Genomic DNA, 19,151 nt, shown 5'->3' on the forward strand with positions numbered 1-19,151 from the left:
TTTCACAAATCTTTCCAACAAAGGTGGAGGCAAACCCGTCCGTGTGTGAAAATAGAAGTATCTGCCGCACTTTAAAGAGGATTGAGCCATGGCAAACCCGGAATTACTGGAAGAGCAACGCGAAGAGACGCGTCTGATTATTGAAGAGCTGCTGGAAGACGGTAGCGATCCGGACGCGCTGTACACCATCGAGCACCATTTCTCTGCGGATGATTTCGACGCGCTGGAAAAAATGGCCGTGGAAGCCTTCAAGCTGGGTTACGAAGTGACCGAGCCGGAAGAGCTGGAAGTGGAAGAGGGCGACACCGTCATCTGCTGCGACATCCTGAGCGAAGGCGCGCTGAAGGCGGAGCTGATCGACGCGCAGGTTGAACAGCTGATGAACCTGGCCGAGAAGTTTGACGTGGAGTACGACGGCTGGGGAACCTACTTCGAAGATCCGAACGGTGAAGACGGCGAAGAAGGCGACGACGAAGATTACGTCGACGAAGACGACGACGGCGTGCGTCACTAAGCGTTTCAGGCGGTGGCGCGTGCCACCGCTTTTTCAAGGCAGAACCATGGATTACCCGCAGATACTCGCCCCCGTACTCAACTTCCTCCAGTGCCCGACCCCGCAAGCATGGATTGATAAAGCCCGCGACCCGGCGAACCTGCCGCTGCTGCTCACCGACCACATGGTGTGCGAGCTCAAGGCCGCCCAGACCGCGCTGCTGCTGGTGCGTAAATACGTCGCCGACGAAAGCGGTGCCGATGCGCTGCTCGACTGGCTCAAACCCTACGAACAGTTCACCTTCCGCGACGGCCCGGAGCCGGACTTCATCGCCCTGCACAGGCAGATTGGCAAAAGCGTAATGCCCAAAACCGACGACCCGTGGGGCCAGGCGCTCATCGACAGCATGGTGCTGCTGATTAAAGAGGAGCTGCACCACTTCTGGCAGGTGCGCGAGGCGATGCTGGCCCGCGATATTCCATACGTCAAAATCACCGCCAGCCGCTACGCCAAAGGGATGCTAAAGGAAGTGCGCACCCACGAACCGCTGACGCTGATCGACAAGCTCATCTGCGGCGCCTACATCGAAGCCCGCTCCTGCGAACGCTTCGCCGCGCTGGCCCCGTTCCTCGACGACGACCTGCAGAAGTTCTATCTCTCGCTGCTGCGCTCGGAAGCGCGCCATTATCAGGACTACCTGACGCTGGCCCAGCAGGTGAGCGACGACGATATCTCACCACGTATACAGCTTTTTGGCGAAATTGAAGCCACACTTATCTCGACACCGGACAACGAGTTTCGCTTCCACAGCGGCGTGCCGGTGTAAACCGGCATAACTCAAGGATAAGGATGCGAGATGAATAAAACGTGGACCCGTATTGTGATTGTCGTCATTGCGGCCGCCGCCGTGGCGTTCTGGGTGTTTTTCGACAGGCAGCGTGCCCCCGAACACCAGATTGATACCACCCTCAACGCGATGCCCGCCTGGCAGGTGATTAAGGAGCAGGAACCCGCGCTGCATCAGCGCATCCTCGACCAGATGGCTGCCCTGCAAAAAGCGGGCGAGCCGGAGCAGCAGATTATCGACACCATCCAGCCGCAGATCCTGCATCTGCAGATGTCGCGCCTGCAAAACGCCCCTGACGCCAACGTGGTGAACTACATGACCATCAATATGGAGCAGACCGCCGCCATCCAGAAGGTGAGCGACGACGCCTGCTTCCGCTTCCTTTACCCGATGGTGAAGGGCGGCGTGAACCCGATGCGCATGCTGGATAAAGACCTGATGACGCGGCGCATGCAGGCCGACGCCGACATGATGCGCGCGGCCTACGGCAAAAACCGCCACACCGTGACCCAAGCCGAGCGCGAGGCGGCTGTCGAAGATGTGCGACCGGTGATGAAGGCGCTTGCCGATAAGTACGGTGAGGACATCCAACTGCTGCAGACGCCGGAGAAGGCGGTGGGCAAAGAGAAGCTCTCCTGCGATATGGTGCAGGAGATGTGGGCCAAGGTGCTGGCGCTGCCTGAGCAGAAGGCGGCGAGAGTGATTCGGCTGGCGGTGTCAGAGCTGGAGTGACAAAGGGCGCTGGTTTTTTGGGCACTTAGCGCGGGTTTCGCGCGTCGTCGCTTGCATGGCGGCGCGCGACAGGTATAATCCACAACGTTTCCGCATCCCCTTCAGTGCCGAAGTGGCGAAATCGGTAGACGCAGTTGATTCAAAATCAACCGTAGAAATACGTGCCGGTTCGAGTCCGGCCTTCGGCACCATTAGTACTTCCAAGACCATCCGAGAAAGTTTTTATTATTTCTTTAAAATCAATGTGTGAAGAGATTTTTTGACATACCTCTATGCAGGGATTTTAACCAGCATGCTGGCAAACGACTTCCTTTTACGTATATTGTGTAAAAACTCCATTTGCATTCCGGCTAGCCAAGAAACGTGTTCTTGTTCCGTACAACACAGTCGTCTGATTCATATAGAAGTACTGCAATTTAATCGTTAACTATTCCAAGCAAACTAGCGGAGAGCCTAAAGAAGTTGCTGGAGCAGTAGATTGCTTCTGGTCCAGCATGGCTTTGATGTTTCTGCTATGGAATTTGGTGGTAACGGTTCTGTCCACCTGCTGCTTCAGCTTTGCCAGCCTTAAAGCTCTAAAAAATGTTCACGGTCGCTGAGCATTGAAATGTCATTAGGCTGAAGCTCTTTTAGAGTATATGTAACACTATTAAATCCAGGTAAAGCGCTCCAAACATTCGGATCACCAATGAAAAATATATTCTTTTTGGCGCGCGTTACAGCAACATTTAACAGATTCGGTTTGCTTGAGGCCCACTTAGCGCCGCCATTATTTTCTTCATCACATCCAAGGATGAAAATTACAATATCATTTTCTTTTCCCTGAAATGTATGCACTGTCCCAATACAATTTTTTTGCCATTGTTTAATACTTTTTGCCTTAATCAAAGGTGAGGATTGTTGCCAGATTTGCAAGGGGCGTTGTGCTATAAGTTTAGATACTTCCGATTTCACCGCTTTAAAAGGGGTAATTACAAAAATTGACTCCAGAGGTACATTTTCATATAAAAGACGATCAAGTAATATAAGTAGGCTTTGCCCGTGGCTGTCCCGATACTGTCGTTCGCCCTGGCCTCCATTCGCAACGAGCCAGTGATTATCAAGATTTCCATTTACAAATTGACTACGAATTTTTGCAGCATCGAGACCATGGATCATTCGATTATTATAAGCGAGCTTGTTGGCTATGCTAAACATAGGCTCGATACAACGCCGATGCACCCATAATGGGATACCAATCCATATATTTTTATTCATTACTTCTAATTCACAACCCCAATGGTTAATGCGATCTGCCAGCTGCTGAACTGATAGTTTTGCAGGATTCCAGTCATCCGCTCGTTCTTGTAAAACATCTTCGCAGAGACGTTTAACCAAACTTGGCGAGGCAGTAAATACCGGCTCGATCTGTAATGGATCTCCTACGACTAATACACGTTTTGCTCGAAAAATGGCCCCAACAGCCTGTTGCGGAGATGCCTGACCTGCCTCATCAATCATTAACCATCCAATTTCTTCACTTTTCACTCCCGTCAACATTCGGCCGATAGAGGCAAAAGTAGTAGACAGTACAGGAACGAACATACATAGCGTTTGCCAGCATCGCAATGGGGTAGGGTGATGTTGAGGAGCGCTGAGAAATTTGTTTAGTGTAAAAATGAAACTCTTGAAACGCTTTATCTCCATTGCTTCATATAGCCATGCTTCATGTAAGCTCATCGCTGTCAGAAAAAGTTCTGAACGCAGACGATTTATCTCTTCATTTTGCCAGAATGCGGTACGTTGCAGATTTGCATCATCAATGGATAAATTATGGTTAGGGATAGCGATATTATGGAATCTATTTTGTAAATCATTTAATTTTTGCTCGCTTGTTGTTTTTTGTTTTTTTATTTCATTCAATCTAAACTCTATATCTCGGATTGCCGTTTGGTTTTTTATCAGCTCAATATTACTGTCCGCTACGTGCTGCATTTTCTCAATCAAATGTTTTGTCAACTCAACTAATTGCTGTTTTGTTTTATTTGTTAGATCTTTATAGGAATTTGTTTTTTTCTATTAAATAGACGCGACAGTAATCCAGGTGCTTCGCTTTCTATGAGTTTTAATTGACGATTTGTATGATCGATTTTTTTGGAAATGATATCTCTTTCCAGTTCCAAGGCATTGATTTTATTGAGGTATTTTTCGCGTTGGATTGTTTTTTTTTCCAACTCAAAAGAAAGCTCAGTATAAGTATTGTCTTGTTTTTTATCCAAGAGCTTGCAGTAGGTTTCTAACAGTCTTTGCTCTTCTTCGACTTTACGAAGGGCATTGACAAAATGCTTTTTAGAATCAGCGAATGAAAGCTTATGTTGACACGCTTTCCATCGCCACAGGCTCAGGAAATTATCTTTATCTGAGCGCTGCGATTCAGATAAAGTATTGCGTAAGAAATGTTCATCAAATAATAGTCTTTGAGAAAAGTTTTCCCTATTATCCTTTTTCCCTAACGCCGCTGATACTAAGCCCCAACACAGTTTATCATCATCAAGTGGTCGAAAAATATTAAATTCTTTTTCATTGCCGTTTGATGATTTGTATTTTTTTCGTTTGCTTTTTGGTAAGTATTCGGCTGCAACTTGGTTAGCTGTAGCACAAATATATTCAAAGTTTTGAAAATTTTTCGCCAGGGAATTTTTTTGCGGTAACTCCTTTGAAATGTTTTCTACTGCCGAATTATTGGAAGACGCAATGATCATTTCGTACCCGGTTAATTCCGGGATGATAAAGCCCTGCTGATCTAATGTATCTTCAGCGTTGTCATATTTTGCAAGTACTTTCGCGCGCTCAACTACATTATGTGCTACAAGATCTCGGAGAAGAGTCGTTTTTCCTGTGCCTGAAGGTCCATTGACAGATAAAAGGCCTCCATCTACAAGTTCTTCTACAGCTGTATTTATCGTAAATTGTTGCATTAGCGACATGGTATGATTTGGCTCTGAAGGCCATCGTCCTTGTGGCATTCTGCTTGGATGCAATTTATCAATAATTGAAGCAAGGCCCTCTTTTGAGTATAGGTCTGGCTTTCTATTTATCCCTTGAGAAAGATAACTATTAAGAGCTTTACCCTTGTTATGCCGTAGTCCCGCAATAGTGTTTTCCAGGTCTTCGAAAAAGAAACTATTTAGGATGGGGAGTGAAAATATTTTTTCTGCTTCATCCTCATCTAATTCATCCAGTTGAGATTTTTCTCTGGTTGCATTACTCTCAAACCATTCAATTTGTATTGCATATTGCCATTCAGGCCTAAAATCAGCCCACTCAACTAAATGTATTAGCAGTAGCGTAATGATGTCACTAGAGCGTAATACACCAGGACCCTCTTTTTGTGCTGGTTTTAGTGTATTCCTGAACATACTGAGGGTATCGGCAAGTTGCCTGCAGTCCATGGCAAATATCTTTGACTCAAGCTTCTGGAATCGCTCATTTTTTAAATGCCCAAGAGCCCAAGGGAGTGAGCTAACTGATAACTTATCTAGGGCTGGTACGCCTTCATTATTTAACTGTACTTTGGCAAAACATGTCATTCCTTCCTGATTCAGTCGCTGCTCGCACTCTTCATCATGGTTGTCACCTAATATTTCTCGGCTAATTTCGTTTGCGATGCTTTTATTAAAGATACCAATATGTAGAGTAAAGTTAGATTTAAGCGGGATTTGTTGTTGTTGACATAATTCCTCTGAATGCCACGGAAGTAAAATATCACCATATTTGATGAGTTTCTCAAGAGAAATTCTCAAGAAACTATCTTTATGCTCAAGAGTGTAAGGCTGAAAAAATTCAATACGTTGCCATGCTCGTAATATATCATATTGTTGAGATGTTCTGGCCATCTTAGCCCTTTTATTTCTACAGTTTCTATTTAATCTGTTAAGATTACTCTCTTCTGCAATGTTTGTGTAGAGCCAGACTACTCTTAGTGAAGCAACAAATTAACTGAACCCAACCTGAAGTGCAACTAAAGCGCTGCGAGGCTGGTGAGATGGAAGAGCTATATTAGAAGGTACGTATTGCGGCTTCATGAACGAACGGAATTAATGCTAGCTTAGGGGGAAGGTTATGCAGAATAGCTTCGCAGAAGTGAATAAACAGATATAGCGTATTAGTGATTAACTCCCGGTAAAGTGCTTCTCATCATGCTAAAGTAGCGATCAGAAGCTGATTCAAAAGGGCAAACTATGGCAGGGAAAATGTGGATGATCCGCGGTGATGGCGGAAAATTGTACGATGACTTCAGGGACAAACACGTTGTTGCAATCGGCTGGTCGCAGCTCGCTCCCTATGTGAAACCGGGATGCTCAAGAGAGCAATTGTTTACCCGGTATCAGGAGCTTGAGCCACAGACTAAACCAGGCACAGTTCGTTCCGGTGCTTCCCAGGTCTGGCGCTTTGTGAATGAGATGCAGAAAGGTGACTGGGCTATCACTTACTCACCTTCTAATCGGACTTATTTGATAGGGAAAATCGCCTCAGATTTTGAGTTTCATGCCGAGTGGCTTGAAGATGGCATGGGCATCGCCCGTAAAGTGAAGTGGAACGCGGAAGAGATCAAGCGTGATAGTCTGAGCGATGCAACCAGAAACACCATTGGCTCTACGCTGACGGTTTTTCAGGTGCCTGAATTTGCCGTAAACGAATTAGTGCAGGGCAAAAAGCCTGTCTCAGATGTCGTGCCGGAAGTACCTGTTTCAGGTGAAGAGGATGAGGTCGTTTCTAATCCTCTGCGCGACATGGAAATGATCGCCTTTGAAGGCATCAAAGATCGTATCAACCGTCTCGACTGGGATGAGATGCAAAATCTGGTCGCTGGCGTATTACGCAGCATGGGATATAAAACTCAGGTATCGCCTGCTGGTGCTGACCGTGGGAAAGATATCATTGCTTCACCTGACGGCTTTGGGTTCGAAAATCCACGCATTATTGTTGAGGTAAAGCATCGGCGGGAACAGATGAGTAGCCAGCAAATTCGTAGCTTTATCGGTGGCCGTCATAAAGACGATCGCGGGCTGTATGTCAGTACCGGTGGGTTCAGCAAGGATGCGCGCTATGAAGCCGATCGTTCTACAATCCCGTTGACGCTATGGACGCTTGACGATCTGGTTCGTGCGTTAGTGGAAAACTATGAGCAGGTGGATATTGAAACTAAGCTGTTGGTTCCACTTAAGAAAACGTACTTGCCTGCATGAAACATCAGCATTGTCTCTGTGTAAACAGTTACTGTACTTACATAGCTCTGAATTGATCATGCTTATGTGATAGCATCGCAGGACCATTAGATTTGTCTGTTGTAGGACTGGAATGGGGAACGAAACATATGCATTTCCCCTCCATCTCACAGAGCCATCATGCGTTAGTGCTTTTAAGAAACAGGCAATCTTTTGGCTACAGTCAGGGGCTGCTGTTGACCAAGTATAACTCGACATCCAGTAATGTGCCCCCTGACTAATAATGTCGAGATTGCCCCGTGTTATTGAGTGATAGCCTGAGGCAGACTCCATTTTAGGCTGCCGCGAGAGAGTATCATGAAACTGATTGATAACATTAATGCGTTATTGGGAGATGAGCTGAAGCAGACATTACAACCTGGTGTGAAGCTTAAAATCGCAGCATCCTGCTTTTCTATTTATGCATTTGATGCGCTGAAAGAAAAACTTGAAAATATTGATAGCCTGGAATTCATTTTTACTTCCCCTATATTTGTAGAGGAAGATGCGGTTGATAAACTCAGAAAAGAAAAACGTGAGTTCCATATTCCAGGAGAAAATAAAGAGCGAAGCTTTTTTGGTAGCGAATTTGAAATCCAGCTAAAAAATAAACTGACTCAGAAAGCGATAGCCCGTGAGTGTGCGGAATGGATCAGTCGTAAAGCTCAATTTCGTTCAAACTTAACTCCAGCACCGATGCAGCCTTTTGCTGTTGTTAAAGCAAATGATAAGGAAGTTGTTTATCAGCCTTTGCAAGGATTCACGGCAGTGGATCTTGGGTATGAGAAAGGCAACGCTGTTTCCAATTTAGTTATGGGCATAGATGAATCGTCATCAACGGCAACATTTCTGACGCTCTTTGAACAAATCTGGCAAGATAAAGAAAAACTGACTGATGTAACCGAACGCCTGGTGCATTACATGAGTACGGTCTATCTGGAGAACCCACCTGAACAGATTTATTTCCAACTACTCTATAATCTTTTTAGCGAGTTTTTAGAAGATATCAATGACGATGTACTGCCAAATGATAAAACTGGTTATCAGGATAGTTTGATTTGGAAAAAACTCTTCAACTTCCAACGGGATGCAGCGACCGGTATTATTAACAAGCTGGAAACCTATAATGGTTGTATTCTTGCCGATAGCGTCGGTTTGGGTAAGACGTTTACGGCACTGGCAGTCGTTAAGTACTACGAGCTGCGTAACAAATCTGTATTGGTTCTTTGTCCGAAAAAGCTGGCGGATAACTGGACCAACTATAATCAGAATCTCGTTACTAATCCGTTTGCAAAAGACCGATTTAACTTTGATGTACTATGTCATACTGATTTGCAGCGCACTCGAGGAGAATCATTCGGTATTGCACTGAATCGGATCAACTGGGGAAATTATGATCTGGTAGTGATCGATGAATCACATAACTTTCGTAATAATCAGGCTTTTAAAGAGCGAGAAACACGATACCAGACTCTGATGAACAAGGTAATTAGAGCAGGAGTCAAAACAAAGGTTTTGATGCTTTCAGCTACACCAGTAAACAACAAATTTAGTGATCTGAAGAATCAACTGGCTCTGGCGTATGAAGGAGATCCTGGTTCTCTCCATCGGCAGATTGGTACTCAGTCAGGAATAGATGAAATATTTCGCCGTGCGCAGAAAAGTTTTAATGTATGGGCGGAGTTGTCGCCGGAAAATCGCACCGCCTCAGCGTTATTGAATGCACTTGATTTTGATTTCTTCCGTTTGCTTGATAGTGTGACTATTGCACGTTCACGCAAACATATCCAAACTTTTTATGACACCAAAGACATTGGTCGTTTTCCCACGCGTAATAAGCCTCTTTCATTCCAACCCTCTCTGACAAACCATGAGCAGGTAATTGGTTTTAATACTATTTTTGAACAGTTATCCAGCCTACGTTTAGCTGTTTATGCCCCGGTCAGTTATATTCTGCCGAGTCGTATGGCTAAATATGAAGCACTTTATGATACCAGCGTAAAAGGTGGCAGTACGTTGCGTCAGGTTGACCGTGAGAAGGCCTTACAACGGTTGATGACCATAAATCTGCTTAAGCGGCTGGAAAGTTCAGTACAAGCATTCAGGTTAACGCTTAGTAGTTTGCAAAAAATATTACGTGATGCTCTGCACAATATTGCCGCGTTTAAGGCTAGCGGTTTAGAAGATGAGCTTACGACGGTTGATCCTGATAACGGAATTAGCGATCCGGATATTGAGCTCGATCTTGAACTTGATGATTTGGAAGAAGCTTTCTCGACTGGTGGGAAAGTCAAAATTAATCTGGCGGATATGGATTTGCCCTCGTGGGAATACCATCTTGTCAATGATCTAACCATTATTGATGAACTCTTAGATGAGATGGCGAGAGTAACGCCGGAACATGATGCTAAGCTGTTGCATCTGAAAGGTGTAATTGAAAATAAATGGGCAAATCCCATCAATCCAGGTAATAAAAAAGTTCTGATCTTTACAGCTTTTGCCGATACTGCGGATTACCTCTATGAACAGTTACATGATTTATGCTGGCAAAAACATGGATTACATTTAGGGAAAGTCACGGGAAGTAGTACCGTTAAATCGACGATTGGGAAGGGTTATGATTTTCAGAGCCTGCTGACGTTGTTTTCACCAAGATCCAAATCAAAGGATCAGATCTTGCCTGATGAACCAGCCAGTCTGGATATTCTGATTGGTACCGACTGTATTTCAGAAGGGCAGAACCTGCAGGACTGCGATTACCTCATTAACTATGATATTCACTGGAATCCGGTGCGGATTATTCAACGCTTTGGCCGTGTTGATCGTATTGGATCAACCAATGAATACATTCAGTTGGTTAATTACTGGCCTAATATCAGCCTTGATGAATACATCAATCTGAAAGAGCGGGTAGAAAACCGCATGGTAATTACCGACCTCACCTCAACAGGTGATGATAACGTCCTGACGGCGCAGGCTAACGATGTGGCTTACCGTAAGGAGCAGCTCAAACGACTGCAGGAAGAAGTGATTGACCTAGAAGATGTGAAAGGAGGTGTTTCGATTACCGATTTGGGTCTGAACGAATTTCGTATGGACTTGTTGGGGTATCTGAAAACTCATCCAGATATTCGCCGTTTACCTCACGGCTTGCATACGGTTGTATCTGCCGAACCTGCTAAAGGCTTGGTACCTGGTGTCATCTTTGCGCTGCGTAATCGCCATCATGGAGTCAACATAGATTGGCAGAATCGTCTGCATCCCTATTACCTTATTTATATTGCCGATGATGGGACAGTGGCTATCAATCATCTTCAAATCAAGACCCTTCTGGACAGTATTCGTGCTGTTTGTAAAGGTCGCGAGATTACCGATGATGCAGCCTGTCAGCGTTTTAATCAGAAAACGCGGGACGGAAGGGATATGAGTCATTATTCCGAACTGCTGGATCGGGCAATTCACGCGATGGTAGCTGTTAAGGAACAGAGCGATATTGACAGCCTGTTCAGTGGAGGGCCTACTGCAGCGCTGAACAATGAGATTGCCGGGCTGGAACAGTTTGAATTGATTAACTTTATCATCATTCAAAATTCTGATGAGGACCTTGGATGATGACACAGCATTACTGTTTTCCTACTTCAGCTGAGTTGAATCGGCGCTTGCCGAAAGAAACATTTTACCAACGGTTGAATCCAGGTTCTGCCCTTAGACAAGCATTCGTGGTACAGCTGCAGGAGATTGTCTGGAAATATAAACTGGCGGATAGAACACTGAATCTGGCAGCAAACAGTGATTATCCGGAATTACAGGTTATCGACATTGAACTTAAAGCCGGGGTGTCTGACATTGATGTGGCAATACTGCGTGCAATTGATTCATTGATTGTGTTTCCCTTGTACTTCCGTATCACCCGCAGGTGCAATGAGGCTCTACAGATTCAATATCAACTGGGCTATAAGCACCCTGTTACTGAGGTTCAGCATAAGGTCACACCAATACGTTACTTCGCTTCCGGTTGGTTTTCGCTACCTGATGAAAAAGACCTCGTCCCGTTACCCGTGGCGTTGAATATCTCTCAGTTGTATCGACAGTTACTGCAACCATTGGCTACACTGCCGCCTCGTCGTGATGAACCCTTAACTATGTGGATGGTGCGTTTAGAGGATATAGCCAGGCAGGAGAAGCGTATCAGCCAACAGCAGAAACAACTTCAGCGCGAAAAACAGTTTAATCGCCGGGTTGAGCTAAATCGTGAGCTGGTTGAACTCCGGCATGCACTAGCAGCCTTGCTGGCTGTAGATGACTAAATCTATTGATTATTATCAGAAAATTTTACGGGAATATTTATGGATAAGCTGAAAATGCACAGCCCTAATCTGGTAGAACAGAATATCGACAAGCTGGCGGCGCTGTTCCCCAACTGCGTAACAGAGTCTAAAGATGAGAATGGCAAGCTGAAGCAAGCTATCGACTTTGACCTGCTTAAGCAGGAGTTGTCGCGCCATATTGTCGATGGGCCGCAGGAGCGTTATCAGCTTAACTGGCCGGGTAAGCGTGAGGCGTTACTGACAGCCAATGCACCTATTGCTAAGACTCTGCGCCCCTGTCGTGAAGAGAGCGTAAACTTTGATACAACCCGAAACCTGTTTATTGAAGGGGATAATCTTGATGCGCTGAAACTTTTGCAGGAGACTTATCTTGGCAAGGTAAAGATGATCTATATTGATCCTCCTTATAATACGGGAAATGATTTTATTTATGAGGATGATTTTGCTGAGGAAGTTGATAGTTATATCAAACGTTCCGGGCAAAAGGATGAGTATGGAAATAGATTAGTCGTGAACCTTGAGTCAAATGGCCGCTATCATTCCGATTGGATGAGTATGCTTTATTCGCGTTTAAAACTTGCGAGAAACTTGATCTCTGAGGATGGTGTTATCTTTATCAGCATAGATGATGGCGAAGTCGCTAATTTAAGAAAAATGTGCGATGAAGTTTTTGGTGCAGAGAATTTTATTGCCAATGTAATTTGGCAAAAAAGATACTCTGTTTCCAGTGATGCAAAAGGTATTCCGCCTATGCATGATCATATCATTGTATATCAAAAATCGGATTTATTCATTCCTAATTTATTACCTAGGACTCAAGAACAAGACTCGGTATATAAAAATTTAGATAACGACCCACGAGGGCGTTGGCGATCTGATAATTTGACTAGGAATGAATATAGAGAAAGAGATTATTATCCTATTGTTTCACCAACAACGGGAGAGGAGTTTTATCCCCCTGATGGGGCAAGCTGGCGCCATCCTAAAAATGAAATTATGAAAATGATTGCTGATAATCGAATTTGGTTTGGTAAAGATGGGAAAAGTCGACCATCAGCAAAACGTTTTTTATCAGAAGTTAAACAAGGTCGAGTTGCTTCGGCTTGGTGGCCATTTTCAGAAGTTGGCCATACTGATGAAAGTAAAAAAGAATTACAGAATATTTTCGGAGGTAAAAGTCCTTTTGACACGCCAAAACCCACTCGTCTGATTAAAAGAATGTTAGATATTGCATCAGGGAAAGATAGTATTATATTAGATTTCTTCGCTGGTTCAGGAACAACGGCTCATGCTGTTTTAAAACAAAATCAACAAGATGGCGGTCAGCGTAGATTTATTTTAGTTCAACTTCCTGAAACTTGTAATGAAAAATCTAACGCTTTCAAGCTTGGATATAAATCTGTTTCTGAAATAACTAAAGAACGTATTAGGAAGGTTGGTGGAATTTTAAGTCTTGATGATTCAATCCAAGCATGGAATAAAGATGTTGGTTTTAGAGTATTAAAGGTTGATTCGTCTAACATGGATGATGTCTATTATGATCCAGCATCGATCTCTCAACGAGATCTGTTTTTACATGTAGAAAACATAAGGCATGATCGCACCGAAGAAGATCTACTGTTCCAGGTTATGCTTGACTGGGGCGTCGATCTGACTTTGCCGATCCACCGTGAAACTATTGCCGACAAAAAAGTCTTTTTTGTCGATGCCCAACCGGATAACAGCCATGGAGCACTGGTAGCTTGCTTCGATAAAACGGGCGGAATTGATGAAGATTTTATCAAGCAGCTTGCTGCATTCAGCCCGCTGCGGCTGGTATTCCGTGATGCTGGCTTCGCATCTGATGCAGCAAAAACCAATGCCGAACAGTTGCTTAAACAGCTCAGTGCTACCACCGACGTAAAAACTATCTAAGGAGACCGATATGGGGACTGCATTAGATAAATTGACTATTCAGGGCTTTAAGTCAATTCGTGAGCTCAATGACTTCAAGCTTAAGAAACTAAACGTCATTGTCGGGGCCAATGGGGCGGGTAAAAGTAATTTTATCTCTTTCTTCAGAATGCTACATGCGCTTATTGAGGGCAATTTAAATCGCTACGTGAGAGACAGTGGCGGCGCTGGAGATTTGCTGTTTCAAGGGCGTAAAATCACTCAGAAAATGTTTTTTGAAACCCACTTTGGTTCTCGTGGTTATCGCTTTACGCTAGTACCGACTCCGGCAGACGGTTGCGCCATCGAAAATGAAGGACGCTACTACTCGGGGGGAACAACCGGATGGTGGGAATTAGGGGATAGCGATGATGGCAAATCCCTGCTGGCGATGGAGGTTTTGGAAAATAAACCTGATGCAGCATATTCAAAACCCGTCTATGGGGCTATCACTTCGTGGCGGATCTATCATTTTCATGACACCAGTGCTACCGCGGCGATGCGTAATTACGAGATCGTTCAGGACTGTGAAGTACTGCGGACAGATGCGGCCAACCTTGCACCTTTCCTGATGAATCTACAGAAAGATCATCCACATCAATATAAAGCAATTATTGATGCGGTGCGGCTGGTCACGCCGTTCTTTGATGATTTTATTCTTAAGCCAAGAAATCAGGGGACCAAAGAAGACGTCAACCTGAGCTGGAGACAAAAAGGGTCTGACTACCCGATGCAGCCCTACCATCTCTCAGACGGTTCAATCCGCTTTATCTGCCTTGCGACAGCGCTTCTACAGCCTAAACCGCCATCCACAATCATTATTGATGAGCCGGAACTGGGGCTTCACCCGGCGGCTATCGTTATTCTGGCGGAGTTAATTCAGCAAGCGGCGCAGCGTACTCAGGTGATTGTTGCTACTCAATCGCCGGCGCTTATAGACCAATTTGCTATCGAGGATATTGTGGTGGTGAACCGCAAGGATGGCGCATCGACGTTTACCCGGCTGGACGAGTCCGACTATGCGCAGTGGCTGGAAAGTTACTCCGTAGGAGAGCTCTGGACCAAGAATGTCATCGCCGGGGGCCCTCGTTATGAGTGACTACATCAACGTATTGGTCATTGTCGAAGGTAAGACCGAACAGCTTTTTGTTGAACAGGTGCTGACCCCTTATCTGGCAAATAAGATGATTTTTATGGCAGCCACCCAGGTGAGTAAACCTGGTCAGAAAGGAGGAGATGTGCGTTTCAGTCGGGTGAGCCGGGATATTGGTCTTCATCTTAAGCAACGTGCTGACACCTATGTCACGACGTTGGTCGATTATTATGGCGTGACGGAATGGCCGGGGATGGATTCGTTACCTGCTCAGCGAACACCAGCGCAGATCGCTGCGCATTTGAATGTTGCAGTGATGAATGAGGTCAATAACCTGTTTGCTGAACAGCAGTCCGCGCGACGTTTTATCCCCTTTATCGCGCTTCATGAGTTTGAAGCCTTGTTGTTTAGTGACAGTACAATCTTGGCCGAAGAACTCAGTATATCTGTGGCTGATGTAGAGGCTGTTGTTGCTGAGTGCGGCGAGCCCGAAGCGATAAATAATGGCCGTGAAACCGCGCCATCCAAGCGGTTAAACCGATGGACGCCGGAAGGGAAATTTGCCAAAACGACACAAGGCATTGCGATAGCAAAGCGGATTGGAATTACCAGAATGAGAGAACAGTGCCCGCTATTTGATGCGTGGATTGCGCAGTTTGAAGCACTGATGGTGGAACCAGCATGAAATTAAAATTTAAACATCAGGCATATCAGGCGGACTCAGTTCAGGCGGTTATCGACTGCTTTAAGGGCCAGTTACCCGATGAGGCTGCTCGTCGCTACAGAATCGACCCTGGTACATCTGCTCAAGGTCGCTCAGGCTCAACAACCTATGTTGAAGCTGGGTTCAAAAACGCCGATATTCAGCTAAGTGAGTCGCAGTTACTGACCAATATTCAGGCGGTACAGGCGCGTCAAAACCTGCAACTGTCAACGGCGCTAGATTATTACCGGGATGCGAATGGCAATAAGCAGACCAAATATCATCCAGGAGCCAAACTCAATCTTGATATTGAGATGGAAACGGGTACTGGTAAGACATATTGCTATGTGAAAACCATTTTTGAGCTCAATAAACATTACGGCTGGAGTAAGTTTATTATTGTGGTGCCGAGCATCGCCATCCGAGAAGGTGTTTATAAGTCTTTGCAAATTACGGCTGAGCATTTTCTTGAGGATTATCACCGTCAGGCTCGTTTCTTCATATATAACTCGAAAGAGCTGCATCAGCTAGAAAGCTTCTCTTCTGATGGTGGTATTAACATCATGGTCATCAACGTGCAGGCCTTTAACGCGCGTGGTGCTGATGCTCGTCGCATTTATGAAGAGTTAGATGACTTTCAGACCCGTCGTCCAATAGACGTGATCAAGGCTAACCGCCCAATCATGATCCTGGATGAACCGCAAAAGATGGAAGGTGCTAAAACACTGGATTCTTTTGCCGAATTCAACCCTCTTTTTATTTTGCGTTACTCGGCCACTCATAAAACCGAGCATAACAAAGTATTCCGCCTTGATGCGCTGGATGCTTATAACCAGAAGCTGGTCAAAAAAATTGCAGTACGCGGAATTACTACGCGAGGGCTGGCGGGGACTAATGCCTACCTTTATCTGGAAAATATTGAAATATCTGCCAGTAAGCCGCCTGTGGCTCGACTGGAATTTGAGATTAAACTCGCCAGCGGTGCGATAAAGCGTGATGTGCGTAAGGTAGGTAAAGGCTACAACCTATTTGAACAGTCAAATGGTTTAGAGCAATATCAGGGCTTTGTCGTTTCTGACATTAATGCCAATACTGATACGATCAGTTTTACTAACGGAGTTGAGTTGACGGCAGGCGATGCCAGTGGTGATGTCAGCGAGGAGGCACTGCGCCGAATGCAAATACGGGAAGCAGTGAAAGCTCACTTTGAAAAAGAGCGCCAACTGTTCCCGTTAGGTATCAAAGTATTGAGTCTGTTCTTTATTGATGAAGTTGTTAAATATCGCGACTATAGTGCACTTGATGACAAAGGTGAGTACGCCCGGATCTTCGAAGAGGAATATCTTCGTGAACTTGAGTTACAGGCTGATCTACTGACGCCAGATTACCAGCTTTACTTGAATGGAATCCCGGTAGAAAAAACCCATAATGGCTATTTCTCCATTGATAAGAAGTCTAAGCGCCTGATTGATCCTGTATTAGGTAAAAAAGCGACGGAAGCCGATGATGTAGACGCCTACGACTTGATCCTGAAGGCTAAAGAGAAACTACTTAGTTTCGATGAACCTACCCGCTTTATCTTCTCTCACTCCGCGCTGCGTGAAGGCTGGGATAACCCGAATGTATTTGTTATCTGTACGCTTAAACACAGTGACAACACCATCTCGCGTCGTCAGGAAGTTGGACGAGGATTGCGTCTGGCGGTTAATCAGTTGGGCGATCGGATGGACGATCCGCTGACAGTGCATGATATTAATCGATTAACGGTTGTGGCGAGCGAGAGCTATAAAGACTTTGTCACCGCGTTGCAAAAAGATATTAGCGAGTCTCTGTCTGCCAGACCGCGTAAGGCTGATGAGAAATACTTTATTGGAAAAATACTGCATACAGAACAGGGTGATATCAGGGTTGGTGATGACTTGGCGAAGAAAATTTATCGATACCTGGTAAAGCATGATTATACGGACGATCGGGATAATATTACTGAAACGTGGCTTCAGGCCAAAAAAACAGGTGTAATTGCACCTTTGCCTGACGATCTTCAACCATACTTTGAGCAGATAGTTGGTCTTATTGATGGGGTGTATAGTGATGGTAATCTACCGCCACTGGACAACGATCGTAAAGGTAAGACTAATCCACTCAATGTTAATTTTGAAAAGAAAGCATTTCAGGAATTGTGGGCTAGGATCAACCATAAAGCCATTTATCAGGTTGAGTTCGATACGGATGAACTCATTAGCAAGGCAACTAAAGCTCTTGATTCACAGCTACGTGTAGAAAAACTACACTTTAATATTGTTCGTGGCGAACAGGTAGACGATGCTACTTGGGAACAACTGAAAACTGGCCAAGGTTTTGTTGCCCGTGAAACCGCACGTGAAGAATATAATGCTTCTATTCACTCGCGTGTAAAATATGATTTACTGGGTAAAATTGGTGAGCCTACTCGCCTTAAACGTAGCACTGTGGCTGCAATTCTCAGGGGAATCCAACCTGCTGTATTTGAACAATTCAAACATAATCCAGAGGATTTTATTAGTAAGGCAGCTCAGCTTATTAATGAGCAAAAGGCAACGATGGTGATAGAGCATCTGACTTACCATCTTCTGGAGGATAAATTTGATGCAAGTATTTTTACTGCCGGGCAAATTAAGCAGGATTTTACCCATGCTGGTCAGCCGTTGAAAAAACATATTTATGATTACTTGGTTACAGATTCTGAGATCGAGCGTAAATTTGTCTACGGTGATCCAAAGTCTGTTGAGCAAGGTGGGTTGGAGTTGGCTAAAGAAGTCACGGTTTATGCCAAATTACCAAAAGGTTTCTTCATTCCCACTCCAGTTGGTAACTATAATCCCGACTGGGCAATTGCATTTGAAGAAGAAGCAGTAAAGCATGTTTACTTTGTGGCTGAAACAAAAGGATCAATGTCATCGCTTCAACTTAAGGGAATGGAAGAGGCAAAAATTGAATGTGCCAGACGCTTCTTTGAACAATTAAACGCAGAGTTGGTTGCAAAAAATGTAACTTACAATGTGGTGGATAATTTTAATAGTTTGATGAATATCGTGCGTTAGTTAAATCAATAACGGGCTAACCACTGTAATGAGGTTAGTCCTTGTTTTTATTTTAAGCATGATTGTTTTTTTATTACAAACTGAAACCTCGTCCTGTGGACGTGGCCATCAATTGGTTCTGCTTTATTTTCTTTGGATTTAAATCTCACAGGATTGGCAGGAGCCTATTTTTAAGAGTTTTAGCTCCCCTATAGAGCTTAGTAAATGTTACCTTTTATGAAGGCTGGTATTTATTTTTAATGAATTAAAAAGCGGAGATAGCGTAAGCGTAAAGCCACTGTCGCTTGTGATTCTGGTCCCAGTATCGTTAGGTTGTAAGCGTTATCTCTCAGTACCGTCTGGTCCCGAATATAGGATCTTGTAACTTAAGCACCCACTTATTTTGCAGGTGGGCACCTCGTGCGCGCCAAAGAGCGAAATGCTATTCTCCTGAATTTAAAATGGAACTGGTCAAGTTGGTCCTCGAAGAAAGGACTGTGTTGCTGCTCTGGCCTGGCAACATGACGTTATTGATAACCTGCTTACGGTTCTCGCTGTACGCTTACTAAGATTCGCTGCTTTGGTCGGGATAAGTAGGGGTATAAAAACAGAAGTCTTAATAGCAGCAGGCCGCGTCATTGTAGATGACGTGATGATTTTTTGTGGTGGGTAGGGATGTAGGGCAACTATTCCGGAAAATATTTACAGGGGAGTACCA

12 protein-coding genes and 1 tRNA gene are annotated in these 19,151 nt (G+C 44.7%); 11 read left to right on the top strand and 2 right to left on the bottom strand.

The genetic code is table 11. The features are described 5' to 3' along the window. The first annotated feature begins 88 nt into the window (after positions 1-88). The 4 genes from rraB (at position 89) to ACMGG5_RS08470 (ending at position 2,263) form a co-directional block, all read left to right on the top strand. A complete protein-coding gene (gene rraB / locus ACMGG5_RS08455; RefSeq protein ID WP_008501374.1) occupies positions 89-514 on the top strand; it encodes a ribonuclease E inhibitor RraB in 426 nt (141 codons plus the stop codon). 46 nt (positions 515-560) lie between these two features. Then, on the top strand, positions 561-1,319 hold the full coding sequence (gene miaE / locus ACMGG5_RS08460; RefSeq protein ID WP_023324078.1) for a tRNA isopentenyl-2-thiomethyl-A-37 hydroxylase MiaE: 759 nt from the start codon (positions 561-563) through the stop codon (positions 1,317-1,319). Between the two features lie 30 nt (positions 1,320-1,349). After that, the gene (locus ACMGG5_RS08465; RefSeq protein WP_420277712.1) at positions 1,350-2,072 is read left to right on the top strand and encodes a topoisomerase II; all 723 of its coding nucleotides are present in this window, start codon (positions 1,350-1,352) and stop codon (positions 2,070-2,072) included. Between the two features lie 106 nt (positions 2,073-2,178). Next, a tRNA-Leu gene (locus ACMGG5_RS08470) sits at positions 2,179-2,263 on the top strand. Between the two features lie 376 nt (positions 2,264-2,639). Here the strand turns inward: ACMGG5_RS08470 and ACMGG5_RS08475 are convergent. Together ACMGG5_RS08475 and ACMGG5_RS08480 are read right to left on the bottom strand one after the other, a co-directional pair. Then, on the bottom strand, positions 2,640-4,046 hold the full coding sequence (locus ACMGG5_RS08475) for a DEAD/DEAH box helicase (RefSeq protein ID WP_420277713.1): 1,407 nt from the start codon (positions 4,044-4,046) through the stop codon (positions 2,640-2,642). Between the two features lie 53 nt (positions 4,047-4,099). After that, positions 4,100-5,947, bottom strand: coding sequence for a hypothetical protein (locus tag ACMGG5_RS08480; RefSeq protein WP_420277715.1), 1,848 nt, complete (start codon positions 5,945-5,947; stop codon positions 4,100-4,102). Positions 5,948-6,310: 363 nt separating this feature from the next. Between ACMGG5_RS08480 and ACMGG5_RS08485 the strand changes: the two genes are divergently transcribed. The 7 genes from ACMGG5_RS08485 to ACMGG5_RS08515 all read left to right on the top strand — a co-directional run bounded on the left by ACMGG5_RS08485 (position 6,311) and on the right by ACMGG5_RS08515 (position 18,454). After that, the gene (locus ACMGG5_RS08485; RefSeq protein ID WP_420278612.1) at positions 6,311-7,300 is read left to right on the top strand and encodes a restriction endonuclease; all 990 of its coding nucleotides are present in this window, start codon (positions 6,311-6,313) and stop codon (positions 7,298-7,300) included. A 336-nt stretch (positions 7,301-7,636) separates the two neighbouring features. Then, on the top strand, positions 7,637-10,930 hold the full coding sequence (locus tag ACMGG5_RS08490; RefSeq protein ID WP_420277717.1) for a helicase-related protein: 3,294 nt from the start codon (positions 7,637-7,639) through the stop codon (positions 10,928-10,930). Further along, entirely contained in the window at positions 10,927-11,625 is a 699-nt protein-coding gene (locus ACMGG5_RS08495; RefSeq protein WP_420277718.1) for a DUF4391 domain-containing protein, read from the top strand. The genes ACMGG5_RS08490 and ACMGG5_RS08495 overlap by 4 nt, the downstream gene beginning before the upstream one ends. 39 nt (positions 11,626-11,664) lie before the next feature. Next, entirely contained in the window at positions 11,665-13,560 is a 1,896-nt protein-coding gene (locus ACMGG5_RS08500; RefSeq protein ID WP_420277719.1) for a site-specific DNA-methyltransferase, read from the top strand. A 10-nt stretch (positions 13,561-13,570) separates the two neighbouring features. After that, positions 13,571-14,677 carry an AAA family ATPase gene (locus ACMGG5_RS08505; protein WP_420277720.1) on the top strand — a complete coding sequence of 369 codons (1,107 nt, stop codon included), beginning with the start codon at positions 13,571-13,573 and terminating at the stop codon, positions 14,675-14,677. After that, on the top strand, positions 14,670-15,356 hold the full coding sequence (locus ACMGG5_RS08510; protein ID WP_420277721.1) for a DUF4276 family protein: 687 nt from the start codon (positions 14,670-14,672) through the stop codon (positions 15,354-15,356). The genes ACMGG5_RS08505 and ACMGG5_RS08510 overlap by 8 nt, the downstream gene beginning before the upstream one ends. Beyond that, positions 15,353-18,454 (top strand): type III restriction-modification system endonuclease, encoded by a 3,102-nt coding sequence (locus ACMGG5_RS08515; RefSeq protein ID WP_420277723.1) that lies wholly within the window; start codon positions 15,353-15,355, stop codon positions 18,452-18,454. Before ACMGG5_RS08510 ends, ACMGG5_RS08515 begins: the two co-directional genes overlap by 4 nt. Positions 18,455-19,151 lie beyond the last annotated feature (697 nt).

Source organism: Enterobacter sp. BNK-34 (genome assembly GCF_048684445.1).
Taxonomy (GTDB): Bacteria; Pseudomonadota; Gammaproteobacteria; order Enterobacterales; family Enterobacteriaceae; genus Enterobacter; species Enterobacter pseudoroggenkampii.